Annotated in this window: 12 protein-coding genes and 1 tRNA gene; 8 read left to right on the top strand and 5 right to left on the bottom strand. The window is 31.9% G+C overall.

The window, feature by feature from the left end; genetic code table 11:
- Positions 1 to 169: 169 nt before the first annotated feature.
- Positions 170 to 445, bottom strand: coding sequence for an HU family DNA-binding protein (locus tag EU95_RS06740; protein ID WP_011132955.1), 276 nt, complete (start codon positions 443 to 445; stop codon positions 170 to 172).
- A gap of 622 nt (positions 446 to 1,067) precedes the next feature.
- Here EU95_RS06740 and EU95_RS06745 point away from each other — a divergent pair.
- Positions 1,068 to 3,101, top strand: coding sequence for a glycogen debranching protein (locus tag EU95_RS06745; protein ID WP_032521653.1), 2,034 nt, complete (start codon positions 1,068 to 1,070; stop codon positions 3,099 to 3,101).
- A 1-nt stretch (position 3,102) separates the two neighbouring features.
- Here EU95_RS06745 and EU95_RS06750 read toward each other — a convergent pair.
- Positions 3,103 to 3,173 (bottom strand) — tRNA-Gly (locus EU95_RS06750).
- A gap of 112 nt (positions 3,174 to 3,285) precedes the next feature.
- Here EU95_RS06750 and EU95_RS06755 point away from each other — a divergent pair.
- From EU95_RS06755 to plsY, 5 genes are read left to right on the top strand one after another with little or no spacing between them, the layout of a single operon-like run.
- On the top strand, positions 3,286 to 4,632 hold the full coding sequence (locus tag EU95_RS06755) for an MFS transporter (RefSeq protein WP_032521806.1): 1,347 nt from the start codon (positions 3,286 to 3,288) through the stop codon (positions 4,630 to 4,632).
- A 9-nt stretch (positions 4,633 to 4,641) separates the two neighbouring features.
- On the top strand, positions 4,642 to 5,397 hold the full coding sequence (locus EU95_RS06760) for an MlaE family ABC transporter permease (protein ID WP_032521652.1): 756 nt from the start codon (positions 4,642 to 4,644) through the stop codon (positions 5,395 to 5,397).
- 4 nt (positions 5,398 to 5,401) lie between these two features.
- Positions 5,402 to 5,806 carry a DUF3119 family protein gene (locus tag EU95_RS06765; RefSeq protein ID WP_032521805.1) on the top strand — a complete coding sequence of 135 codons (405 nt, stop codon included), beginning with the start codon at positions 5,402 to 5,404 and terminating at the stop codon, positions 5,804 to 5,806.
- A gap of 36 nt (positions 5,807 to 5,842) precedes the next feature.
- Positions 5,843 to 6,853, top strand: a complete 1,011-nt coding sequence (locus tag EU95_RS06770) for a DUF3086 domain-containing protein (protein ID WP_032521651.1) — start codon at positions 5,843 to 5,845, stop codon at positions 6,851 to 6,853.
- Between the two features lie 5 nt (positions 6,854 to 6,858).
- Complete coding sequence (gene plsY, locus EU95_RS06775) at positions 6,859 to 7,449, top strand: glycerol-3-phosphate 1-O-acyltransferase PlsY (RefSeq protein WP_032521649.1); 591 nt, start codon at positions 6,859 to 6,861, stop codon at positions 7,447 to 7,449.
- Here the strand turns inward: plsY and pyrF are convergent.
- From pyrF to EU95_RS06790, 3 genes are read right to left on the bottom strand one after another with little or no spacing between them, the layout of a single operon-like run.
- Entirely contained in the window at positions 7,436 to 8,164 is a 729-nt protein-coding gene (gene pyrF, locus EU95_RS06780) for an orotidine-5'-phosphate decarboxylase (RefSeq protein WP_032521647.1), read from the bottom strand. The two genes, plsY and pyrF, sit on opposite strands and share 14 nt — an antisense overlap.
- A gap of 6 nt (positions 8,165 to 8,170) precedes the next feature.
- Positions 8,171 to 9,409 carry a tyrosine--tRNA ligase gene (gene tyrS / locus EU95_RS06785; protein WP_032521646.1) on the bottom strand — a complete coding sequence of 413 codons (1,239 nt, stop codon included), beginning with the start codon at positions 9,407 to 9,409 and terminating at the stop codon, positions 8,171 to 8,173.
- A 19-nt stretch (positions 9,410 to 9,428) separates the two neighbouring features.
- Positions 9,429 to 9,752 carry a DUF1825 family protein gene (locus EU95_RS06790; RefSeq protein WP_002807348.1) on the bottom strand — a complete coding sequence of 108 codons (324 nt, stop codon included), beginning with the start codon at positions 9,750 to 9,752 and terminating at the stop codon, positions 9,429 to 9,431.
- Positions 9,753 to 9,902: 150 nt separating this feature from the next.
- Between EU95_RS06790 and EU95_RS06795 the strand changes: the two genes are divergently transcribed.
- Positions 9,903 to 10,514 (top strand): hypothetical protein, encoded by a 612-nt coding sequence (locus tag EU95_RS06795; RefSeq protein ID WP_032521645.1) that lies wholly within the window; start codon positions 9,903 to 9,905, stop codon positions 10,512 to 10,514.
- Between the two features lie 23 nt (positions 10,515 to 10,537).
- Complete coding sequence (locus EU95_RS06800; protein WP_032521644.1) at positions 10,538 to 12,010, top strand: leucyl aminopeptidase; 1,473 nt, start codon at positions 10,538 to 10,540, stop codon at positions 12,008 to 12,010.
- The last annotated feature ends 1 nt before the right edge of the window (position 12,011 follow it).

Below are 12,011 nucleotides of genomic sequence, written 5' to 3'. Positions count from 1 at the left end.
TTTAGAAATAAAAAAGTTAAACATTTCATTACTTCTTTAGCACTCAATATTTGATATGCATTGTTAAGAGTTTTGGTTATTGAGCTAGTGGTATTTTATTGAAATTTTAAAAAAAAAAGGTGCTCTTTTAGAGCACCCTGGTATTAAAGAAAGAAATAGATTAAAAAGTTTACCCTTGAACTCTATCCTTAAAAAGTTTACCGGCTGAGAATGTTGGAACTCTTTTAGCAGGTATTGCTATTTTTTCGCCTGTTTTAGGGTTTAATCCCTGTCTTGCAGAACGATCTCTTGGTTCGAAAGAACCAAATCCAAGTATGGAGACTTTTTTGCCTTCCACTACTGAATCAACAATAGTTTCAATAGCTGCATCAACAACTAAAGAAACATCCGTTTTTGTGAGCTCTGTGCGAGCAGCAACAAGATTTACTAAATCAGCTTTGTTCATTGAATTGTTTGTAAAGCAGAGATTTAAAGACAAGAGTTTGAATCAAGCCTAAAAACCTCGAACTTGCATATCATATGGAGCAAATTCAAATACGGCAACCGAAAATGCCGGCGGCGCAAAGCTTTATACAAATCTTAGGGACATTTTTATCTAAATTATTTATTTTTATGACCGCACTTTTTTATCTAATAAAAAGTATCCTTTTTAACTAGACAACAGTCAAATCCATTGGTAGCACAAGATTTATACTTAAGAAATCTAACTTCATTTATTAAAGAAAAAATGTCAAAGGGAAATGAAGTTAAGAATTTGAGCTATTTATTATGTTTTATTAATTTTCAGTTATATGTCCTTCTCATCACATGAAAAGCGTAATTTGTATTTTGAAATCAAGAAAAATCTGTTTTTCTAATAATTCAACTTTCTCTCTAAATCGTTATATGAACTATGCAGATGGATAAATAAATTGCAATTAATTAAAAAATCTATACTCTCTAAGATCTAATAAAGTTGATTAGTGAAATCTAAAATTTGAGTTTTTTTTTTAATTTTGCATCTATTATTCAAATAACAGCAATTTAATAATTATCCCAATATTTAACTAATCAATGATAATGAGAAAGTGATTCATAAAAATAAAGGTAAACCATTTCCTTTAGGAAGTTCTCTAACTGCACAAGGGGTTAATTTTTCCCTTATAGCCACAAATGCTGAATATGTAGAAATCTTATTGTTTGAGAAAGAAGACTCTATTTCCCCAAAAACTATATTGAAATTAGATCAGAACCATAATACTGGTCCCTACTGGCATGTGGAAATAAAAAATCTTAATGAAGGTTGTATCTATGCTTTTAGAATAAAACAAAAAAATAGTGAAATTAATAATAACTATGAAAAAAAAGTACTACTTGATCCATGTTCGAGGGGCATTACTGGATGGGGAAGTTATAAAAGAGAAAATGCATTAACAACTCAAGAAAATACTCATTCTTGTCTTAAAAGCGTTGTTTGCGATAGAAAATTATTTAATTTTAAAGATTATCCAAGACCGAAACATTCTTGGGAAGAAACAATTATTTATGAACTTCATATCAAATCCTTCACTGAATCAACTTATACAAATGAGAGTTGTTTCAAGAAATTTTTAAAAAAAATTCCATATCTCAAAGAACTCGGTATTACAACAATTGAATTACTTCCAATTTTTTGTTTTGATCCAACTGATGCACCAAATGGTTTGGAGAATTTTTGGGGTTATAGTCCAATCAATTGGTTTACCCCTCATTTTGAATATCTTTCGAATGAATCCGCCGAAAAGAATAGAGAGGAATTTAGAAGATTAGTAGAAGAATGTCATAAAGAAGATATTGAAGTCATCTTGGATGTTGTATACAATCACACGTCTGAGGGAGATTCTCAAGGACCGACAATATCTTGGAGAGGTATAGATGAAAATCTTTATTACTTTATAGGAAAAGATAAAAATTATCAGGATGTCTCTGGATGTGGTAATACTATTGCAGCAAACAGAGGATTAGTTAGAAAACTAATAATTGAATCATTAAAATGTTGGGCGAGTGAATTTGGAGTAGATGGCTTTAGATTTGATTTAGGAATTGCTCTATCTAGAGGTGAAAATCTTTCGCCACTCGAAAATCCTCCAATTTTTGAAGATATAGAATGTGAACCAGAACTTATCGATATCAAATTAATAAGTGAACCATGGGATTGTGGAGGCTTATATAAATTAGGTGATTTCCCATCTAAGAATACTTTCACTTGGAATGGTCATTTTAGAGATGACTTGCGGAGATTTTGGAAGGGGGATAAAAATACAGCTTGGAATATGAGCGATAAAATAAAAGGTAGTCCATCCATATATGAAGAGAAAAATATTTTACCAAAATCAATAAATTTCATTACTTCACATGATGGATTCACTTTAAAAGATTTAGTAACTTTCAATAGAAAACATAATTTTGCCAATAGAGAACAAAACAGAGATGGTGATAACCATAACAATTCTTGGAATCATGGTATGGAGGGACCAACTACAAACTTATTGATCAATGATTTAAGAAAAAGACAACAAAAAAATCTCATTCTCAGTTTACTTATCTCTAAAGGTGTTCCAATGATTCTTATGGGTGATGAGATAGGAAGATCACAAGGCGGCAACAACAATTCTTGGTGCCAAAATAATTTATTGGGCTGGATGAATTGGGGACATGGACAACAAGATTTGGAATTATTAGACTACTTTAAATACGTTATAAAAATCCGAAAAAAACTAATAAATATTTTTAATCCATCATTCTGCTCTAAAAATCAAACCAATGAAAATATTCCAACATATCATTGGCATGGAACAAAGTTAGATAGCCCAGATTGGAGTAGCTGGTCTCACACAGTTGCCTTTAGCATTAATAAAGGAAATACCAATCCTCTTGTCTGGATAGGTTTAAATGCATATTCAAAAAGTATCGATTTCCCCTTGCCGAAATGTAAATATAATTGGTTAAAAGTTATTGACACAAGCATGCCTAAAATTTTTGACCCATTAACTATCAAAGAGAAATCTATTTCAATAAAGAGTAGAAGCTCTTTATTAATCATTTCAGAAGAATTATTTAGGGCAAAAAATAATATATCCTAAAAGCGGGCGGCGGGAATCGAACCCGCATCTTCAGCTTGGAAGGCTGAGGTTTTACCACTAAACCACGCCCGCATTAAGTAATAGAATTACCATTGCAATAATACATTATCAAACAATCAACAAAGTAGAAAGATTGGAAAATTCACACTCGAAAAAAAATATTTCTAGATCAACAGCCAGATTAATGTTTTCTTATGGGCTAGGAGATGCAGGCACAGGTTTAGTAGCAACGCAATTTGGATTTTTTCTTTTTAAATTCTTTATTTCAGCTGGTTTGCCGGTAATAATTGCTGGATCATTATTGATGTTAATAAAGATATGGGATGCAATAAATGATCCTTTAATTGGATGGTTAAGTGATAGGACTAAATCAAGATGGGGGCCTAGAATCCCTTGGATGGTAGCGGCATCTGTTCCTCTTGGTTTCTCTCTAGCTGCGATATGGTGGACACCCACAGGTTCAGTACTAAATAAGACTATTTACTATGCCATAATTTCTATCATTGTAATGACTGCGTATACAAGCATTAATCTTCCTTTTGCAGCTCTATCAACTGAGATTTCTCAAAAAACCGCAATAAGAACAAGGTTAAATGCTGCCAGATTTACTGGTTCAATAATTGCAGGATTAACTGGTTTGATAATTGCTGGAATTGTTTTAGGTTCCCGAGGATCTGCAAATAATGAATATTTTTTGATGGGTAAAATCAGTGGATGTATTGCAGTTACAACAACATTAATATCCTGTTGGGGATTGGCTCCATTTGCAAAAAAAGCAAGAAGGCCTTCAGGAAAAATTGAAAACATAACACTTCAATTCAAACGGATTTTCAGGAATAAAAAATTTCTTAAAGTTATTACGCTTTATATTCTTCTCTGGTGCGCCTTACAATTGATGCAAACTGTAGCTTTAATCTATGTAGAGGATGTACTAAAGGTGCCAACAGATATTGCAATGTGGATCCCGATACCTTTCCAAATTAGCGCCTTAATTGGTTTACAAGTATGGACAAGAGTATCAAATAAACTTAATAGAATTTCAGCTTTAAACTATGGTGCGATTATGTGGATTATTTCTTGTACGGCAGCGCTATTTTTACCTGCCTTATCCAATTCTTCAGGTATTGGTAACGGTCTATTTATAAATGCAAATAACATAATTTTGTTTACTCTTTTAATTTTCATAATCTGTCTTATTGGAATTGGAGCTTCAACTGCTTTCCTTATCCCTTGGTCACTACTTCCTGATGCAATTGATGAAGATCCAGAGAAACCAGCAGGATTATATACTGCTTGGATGGTACTTATTCAGAAGGTTGGAATCGCATTGAGTGTTCAATTATTAGGATTTTTGTTGTATTTGTCTGGTTATCAATCATGCTTTGTTGATAAAGATACTTTGAGTATTATTGAGCAATGTACCTCAGCACAATTAACTATTAGATTATGTATTGGATTTATACCCTCAGTTTTGGTAATAATTGGAATTTTAGTAATGCGGAACTGGGATCAAAAATCAATTACGAACTAATATAAAGATATGTATTACCCTAATTTTTTTAAAAGAATACTAAGCAGCTTAATCATTGGCGGGCAAGCAATTAATTTTATCTTTAGAGGTAAAATTTCCAAAAATGATCTTTTTGATCAACTTATGGAGTCAGGTCCAGGGAGTTTGTTAATTGTATTAATTACGGGAATTGCCGCGGGCACAGTTTTTAATATTCAAGTTGCATCACAACTTACAAGTATGGGGGTTTCAAGTGAAATTGGTGGTTTATTAGCAGTAGGCATGGCGCGTGAAATGGCTCCTCTTCTAACTGCTACTTTAATGACTGGGAAGGTTGCCACTGCCTATGCTGCTCAACTGGGTACTATGAAAGTCACAGAACAAATTGAGGCAATAACCATGTTAAGGACCGAACCAGTCCAATATTTGGTAGTCCCAAGATTACTATCTATGGTAATAATGTCTCCAATACAGTGTCTTTTGTTTTTATCTGTAGCTTTATGGAGTGGACAAATCTGGAGCACAATTTTTTATAAAGTTCCTCCTATAGTTTTTTGGACATCTGTAAAGTCAGGTAATGTTAGTTTAACTAGTTCAGACTTAACTTCAATGCTAATAAAATCAGTAGTCTTCGGTTTACTTATTTCAATTATTGCTTGTGGATATGGACTCACAACTAAAGGCGGTCCAAAAGAAGTTGGAACAAGTACAACAGGCGCAGTTGTAATGACTCTCGTTACTGTATCTTTAATGGATGTATTACTAACACAAATTTTATTTGGATGATTCTATGTTTAACACTAAATCAAAAAAAGAGGAGCCAGTAATAATATCTCCATCATTTCAGTTGCCAATTATTCTAATAGTTTTAAGTTTTATGCTTTTGTTTCTGAATATTGGTTCTTTACCAACAATAGTTTTTGCTTCTTTTAGCTTTTTTTTATTACTTCAGTCATTAACCTTAAGAATAAAAATAACAAATGATGATTTTATCGTTTTACAATTAGGGAAAGAGATTAGAACTTTTCCATTCAAGAATTGGATATCATGGAAATTCTTTTTCCCTACAATCCCAGGTATTTTTTATTTTAGAGAAAAATCCAGTCCTCATTTATTGCCAATATTATTTAATCCAAAGCAATTAAAAGATGAGCTCATAAAAAAAGTTGACTCCCTGGAAATTAAAAATTCCTAAAAATCATTTTTTACTTAATCATCAAAATTAATTTAAATGACCAATACAGAAATTTCCAATAATAATCCTGAAAAGGAATTAACAATAGATAAATCAATTTCAGATGATAAAACCAAACAAACTAGTAAGAAAAATACAACGCAAAATAAAAAAATTACCCCTAAAAACAACAAATCAACTAAGTCTTTTGATGAAATTTCTGATGAAATTTTTAGAGATCTCGTTTCAAAAAAAGACTCTTTAGTTAAAGAAATAAAAGAGTTAGAAACAAAAAAAAATGAATTAGAACAAGATATTGAATCAAACTTTAAAGGACAGTCAGATAATATTGCTAAAAGAGTTAAAGGCTTTCAAGAGTATTTAACTGGAGCTTTGGTGAATCTTTCACAAAACGTAGAAAAACTTGAATTAGTTTCTCAACCAATAATCGTAAAACCATCTCCCCTTGATGAGAAAAAGCAAGATAATGGTACAGATAACGTGATTAAAGTTCCTGCTCTTTCTGAAACATTTAAGCCAGATGAAGAGATTATAAAAAGTTGCTTTTCAAGTTTCACAGAACAACCTGATTTTTATGCTGAACCTTGGAAATTAAGACGAAGTCTTAATTCATCAGATATAGAAATTATGGATGACTGGTTCTTCAACATGGGTGGCAGAGGTTCTCTTGAAAGTAGAGGATCTCGACAAAAAAATGCCTTATTATCAGCAGGTTTAATATCTATTCTTGGTGAATTATATGGAGATCAGTTTCAGACTCTTATTTTAGCTTCGCAACCTGAACGATTAGGTGAGTGGAGAAGAATTCTTCAAGATTCACTTGGTCTCACAAGGGATGACTTTGGACCTAATAGTGGGATTGTGCTTTTTGAAAGGCCTGAAGGTGTCATCGAAAGAGCTGATAGATTGGAAGCCAATGAAGAATTGCCATTTATTATCATTGATGCGGCAGAAACCTCTGTTGAAATTCCAATACTTCAATTCCCATTATGGGTAGCATTTGCTGGTTCAGACAATGAAATTTACGAAGATCTTGAACTAAACTAATTTTTATGAATATCTTAATAATTTTTTCAAGTTATCTTTTAGGTTCACTTCCGACAGGTTTTTTAGTTGGAAAATATCTTAAAAATATAGATCTAAGATCTATAGGTTCTGGATCTACAGGGGCCACAAATGTCTTAAGAAATGTTGGGAAGTGGCCAGCACTTTTTGTGTTTATCATTGACGTTGGGAAAGGCCTTATTGCCGTAAAAATTGCTCAATATTTAACAGATCAAGGATTAATAGAAGTTATAGCAGGCCTATCCGCTATCTCAGGTCATATTTGGCCAATATGGCTTAGAGGTAAAGGAGGGAAAGCGGTTGCGACTGGATTAGGTATGTTTTTGGCTCTTTCTTGGAAAGTTGGACTAGCATCTCTTGGCATTTTTTTAATAGTTCTAACGAAAACTAAATTTGTTTCTTTATCCAGTATTTCAGCTGCAATTTTACTTCCTGTTTTTATGTTTTTTTACCTCGGCAATTTTATACACTCATACTTTCTTATAAGTTTAATTGTGGCATTATTAGTAATCTGGAAACATAGAGCAAACATTAAAAGATTGCTCAAGGGAGAAGAATCTAAAATTAACCAGAATTAATAGATTTAAATATTTCTTTTAGAGCTTTATTAGGATCTTTAGCTTTTGATATTGATCTACCAATGACTAATTTCGAAGCACCATTATCTATAGCTTCATTGGGAGTCATAATCCTACTTTGATCATCTTTATTTTCAATCTTTAATCTAATACCTGGTGTAATTAGTTCAAAATTATTTTTATAAATTGATCTCAACATTTTCACCTCACAAGGGGAACAGACACATCCATCTAATCCAGCATCAAAAGACAACTTTGCAAGTCTCAATACACTGTCTTCAATTGAATTATTTCTATCAAGATCAGTTTGAAAATCTTCAAGAGAAAAGCTTGTTAAAACAGTTATTCCTACAACAAATGGAGGTTTTACACTCACAGAATTAGCCCCTTCCAAAGATGCTTTTTTCGAATCCTTGAGAGCTTTTAGACCTGCTGAAGCATGAATAGAAATTATATCAACTCCTAATTTTGAAACTTGGAAACATGCTGCACTCATGGTATTTGGAATATCATGAAATTTTAAGTCTAAAAAAATTTTTTTATTTAAACTTTTTAATATTTCAATAACTTTTGGACCTTCCCTCACAAAAAGCTCTAAACCAACTTTCACCCACTTAATATTTGGACATTTTTCAAGAATTAATTTTGCTTGACTTACATCTAGTCCATCAATTGCCAATATAATTTTATCTTCTGAATTAAATCTGTTATTCATCAATTTTTAGTTTCCAAACCTCTTAATTATTTTTTTTCCAATTTGCAAAATTTTCCCTTCCAAATCATTTTTAGAATCAAAAACTAAATCAGGATTTATTACTTTCTGACTATCAATCTTTACGCCCCCACCTTTAATAGATCTTTTGGATTCGCTGCTAGATTTGAAAAGTTTGAGCGCACTTAACAAGTAAAAAAACTTAACTGGAAAAGCTATTTCTTTTAATGAAATCTCTGGAATTTCTCCAACTTTTTCTTTGTGTCCAAGGAATAATTTTTCACAGTTAGATTGCGCCTTTAATGCTTCTTCAGGACCATGGAATAAAGTAGTAACTTCTAAAGCCATTTTTCTCTGTAATTCACGAGGATTTGATTTTTCAAGAAAACTTAAATCTAATTCTGTAAGTAATTCAAAATAGCTAGGAATTATATTGTCTGGTACCTTTTCTAACTTTGAATACATTAAAAGAGGATCATCAGTCAAACCTACAGTATTATTTTCAGATTTACTCATCTTCTTAATTCCATCTAAACCTGTCAAAATTGGCAACAGGATACCAAATTGAGGTGCTTGTTTAAAATGCTTTTGAAGATCTCTTCCTATTGCAATATTAAATTTCTGATCTGTACCTCCAAGCTCAATATCTGATTGAACAACTACCGAATCATAACCTTGTAGTAGTGGATATAAAAATTCATGTAAAGCAATTGGAACTTCTGAAGTGTACCTTTTATTAAATTCCTCTTTAGCTAGCATTTGACTAACTGTTGCGATCCCCATTAATTCAATTATCGAATTAAGATTTAAATCTTTTAACCATTCACTGTTATATCTAATTTCTAATCTATCTTTTGAATCAAAATCCAAAATAGATTCATAAGCTGGCTTACCCATTCCTAGTTGGGTCAAATATGTTTTTGCATTATCCTTGACTTGTTTTTCCGATAACTGCACTCTTGTTTTATTTTTTCCAGTTGGGTCTCCTATTTGAGCAGTAAAATCACCAATAATTAAAACTGCAATATGTCCATTATCTTGGAATGCCCTAAGTTTTTTAAACAATATGCTATGACCGAGGTGTATATCGGTTCCAGTTGGATCGATTCCGAGTTTAACCCTTAATTTTTTATTATTAATTTTCGCATTTTCAATTATCTCCGAAAAAGTATGATCTATACCCTTAATGGGAAAGTATTCGTCTATTCCTCTTGACAGCCATGATGGCAATATTAATTGATCAGACATGTAACTTTAACTGATAAATTTAAGAAGTTTTATCAAGTTCATCCTTCATTCTTATTAAGGTTTTATTCATCTGATCAAACATTTGATCAGGAGTAATCCCAAATTGGCTTAACTGTGTTTTTAATTGTTCCACAGTCATTTTTGCTTGAAAATCTTCAGATAATTCAAATCTCTTCATAAAAACCTTATAACGATCCATTAGAGATTCCATTTTTTTTATGAACATTTTTTTACCTTCTCTATCAAATTTTCCATAATCAGAGCCAAGTTTCATAAGTTCTTGATAATCAGTAAAAAGCTTTTTAGCTTCTTCTTGAACGATGTCTGACTCAAAAAATCCCATTTCTATTTTTTACTTCGCAAGATTAAGGCTCAACTACAAGATAACAAGAATCTCATAAATTGATTAGAACATTAATAAATTTTAGTTTATAAATAATTCTTTGATTTATATCTTTTCAGAATTAAATTTAGTAAACATGTTTCATAAATATTGGAAAAATTCAACATAAATAATATTTCAAACCAAAATAAACAATTTGAATTATTTGGTTCAAATGTAAATACATCAATTAATTTTCAACACTCAAATAGTCTAAAAATCAAAGGCAAAATCTTAGCTGAATGGAGAGATAGAATCCATAATCACCAATTCAAAATTTCAAAAGATACTCAAAATAAAACTTTGCACCAAACAAGTCTTCCTATAAAAACAATTTCCGATGAAAAAAAAATTGATCCCTTTTCCCTGCAGCCATTATCACTAAATTTTTGGAGAACCAATCAATATATTCACAATGGTCCAGCAATGTATTTTGTAATTGATACTATGGGAAGTTCAAAAATCATCCTCTATATAGGAGAAACAAATTCAGCAAATAAAAGATGGAAGGGGGAACATGACTGTAAAAATTACCTCATAAACTATAAAGAAGCCCTATCTCATAACAACCTCTCAAGTCACCAAGATATTCGTTTCTTCTTAGATGTACCTAAAGAAGTAAAATTAAGACGTAAATTAGAACAGCAACTGATATATTTATGGTTACCACCTTTTAATAAAGAAACTCGAAATAGGTGGGCAACTACTTTCACAAACAACTAAAAGTTAATTAAATCTCTTTACAAATGCAATTTTCCACATTCCAAAAAAATCTAGAAAACTGGCAAGGTGCTTCATTAATTTTTGGAGTTTTAGAGGAAGAAATTGCGAGCCAACTTGAAAACATAACATTTGTTATTGACCCAAAATTATTACAAAAAAAAGTTACTCAAAAAAAATTCAAAGGAGAAAAAGGAAAAACTTTAAGCTTTGAATTTTTAGATCAAAAATTAGAGACTTTAATCATAGTTGGTCTTGGCAAAACAAAAGACCTCAATAAAAGTGATATAGAAAACTCCATAGGAAATCTAATAAGGAATACTGTTGATAAAAATGAAAAAATTAGCATCTTGCTACCTTGGGAACTAATAAATTCACAACTAGAAATACATCAATTAGCAGAGTTAGCCAGATTATCTGCCTATAAGGACAATAGATTCAATAAGAAAAAAGATGAAAAGAAAGTTCTTAAAGAAATAGAGTTCTTGAATTTAAAAAAATCTGAGAATATTAGCTTTGAAGAGACAGAAAAAATATGTGAAGGTGTTGAACTTGCCAGAAGACTTGTGGCCGCACCTCCAAATAGTCTTACGCCCCAGGAAATGTCTATACAAGCTTCTCAAATAGCTAAAGATCATGGTTTAGAAGTAAAAATTTTAGAGGCAAAAGAATGTGAAGATTTAGGAATGGGAGCATATTTAGCTGTAGCAAAAGGTTCTGATCTAGATCCTAAATTTATACATCTTACTTTGAAGTCAGAGGGTCCAGTAAAAGAAAAAATTGCTCTTGTCGGAAAGGGTTTAACCTTTGATTCTGGAGGATACAACTTGAAAGTAGGAGCCTCTCAAATTGAAATGATGAAATATGATATGGGCGGGAGCGCTGCAGTTTTAGGAGCAGCAAAAGCACTTGGAGCAATAAAACCAAAGGGACTCGAAATACACTTTATTGTGGCAGCTTGCGAAAACATGATCAATGGATCTGCAGTACATCCGGGAGATGTAGTTAAAGCATCTAATGGTAAGACAATTGAAATTAATAATACTGATGCTGAGGGTAGACTCACATTAGCTGATGCTTTAACTTATGCATCCAATTTAAAACCAGATTCAATAATAGACCTCGCCACTTTAACAGGAGCTATTGTTGTTGCATTAGGGAATGATGTAGCTGGATTCTGGAGCAATAATAATGATCTAGCAAATGATCTAAAAGCTGCATCAGCCCAGGCTGGAGAAGAATTATGGCAAATGCCTTTACAAAAATCGTATAAAGAAGGGTTAAAGTCTCATATAGCTGATATGAAAAATACAGGTCCCAGAGCAGGTGGGTCAATAACTGCTGCTTTGTTTTTAGAGGAATTCTTTGATAAAAAGATAAAATGGGCTCACATCGACATAGCTGGAACTTGTTGGACTGATAAGAATAAGGGTATTAATCCATCAGGTGCGACAGGTTTTGGAGTTAAAACTCTTGTTCAATGGATTAAAAATAAATAAT

The sequence above is a fragment of the Prochlorococcus marinus str. MIT 9201 genome (genome assembly GCF_000759955.1).
In the GTDB taxonomy this organism is placed as follows: domain Bacteria; phylum Cyanobacteriota; class Cyanobacteriia; order PCC-6307; family Cyanobiaceae; genus Prochlorococcus_A; species Prochlorococcus_A marinus_G.
The sequence above is the reverse complement of the archived record's forward strand: the minus strand, read 5'-3'. Positions and strand labels throughout refer to the sequence as shown.

Excerpts from the sequence above, each read along its gene's own strand:
- pyrF (WP_032521647.1), bottom strand. The coding sequence starts at position 8,164 with ATGAATAACAGATTTAATTCAGAAGATAAAATTATATTGGCAATTGAT.
- plsY (WP_032521649.1), top strand. The coding sequence starts at position 6,859 with ATGAATATCTTAATAATTTTTTCAAGTTATCTTTTAGGTTCACTTCCG.
- EU95_RS06760 (WP_032521652.1), top strand. The coding sequence starts at position 4,642 with ATGTATTACCCTAATTTTTTTAAAAGAATACTAAGCAGCTTAATCATT.
- EU95_RS06765 (WP_032521805.1), top strand. The coding sequence starts at position 5,402 with ATGTTTAACACTAAATCAAAAAAAGAGGAGCCAGTAATAATATCTCCA.
- EU95_RS06770 (WP_032521651.1), top strand. The coding sequence starts at position 5,843 with ATGACCAATACAGAAATTTCCAATAATAATCCTGAAAAGGAATTAACA.
- tyrS (WP_032521646.1), bottom strand. The coding sequence starts at position 9,409 with ATGTCTGATCAATTAATATTGCCATCATGGCTGTCAAGAGGAATAGAC.
- EU95_RS06740 (WP_011132955.1), bottom strand. The coding sequence starts at position 445 with ATGAACAAAGCTGATTTAGTAAATCTTGTTGCTGCTCGCACAGAGCTC.
- EU95_RS06755 (WP_032521806.1), top strand. The coding sequence starts at position 3,286 with ATGTTTTCTTATGGGCTAGGAGATGCAGGCACAGGTTTAGTAGCAACG.
- EU95_RS06790 (WP_002807348.1), bottom strand. The coding sequence starts at position 9,752 with ATGGGATTTTTTGAGTCAGACATCGTTCAAGAAGAAGCTAAAAAGCTT.
- EU95_RS06800 (WP_032521644.1), top strand. The coding sequence starts at position 10,538 with ATGCAATTTTCCACATTCCAAAAAAATCTAGAAAACTGGCAAGGTGCT.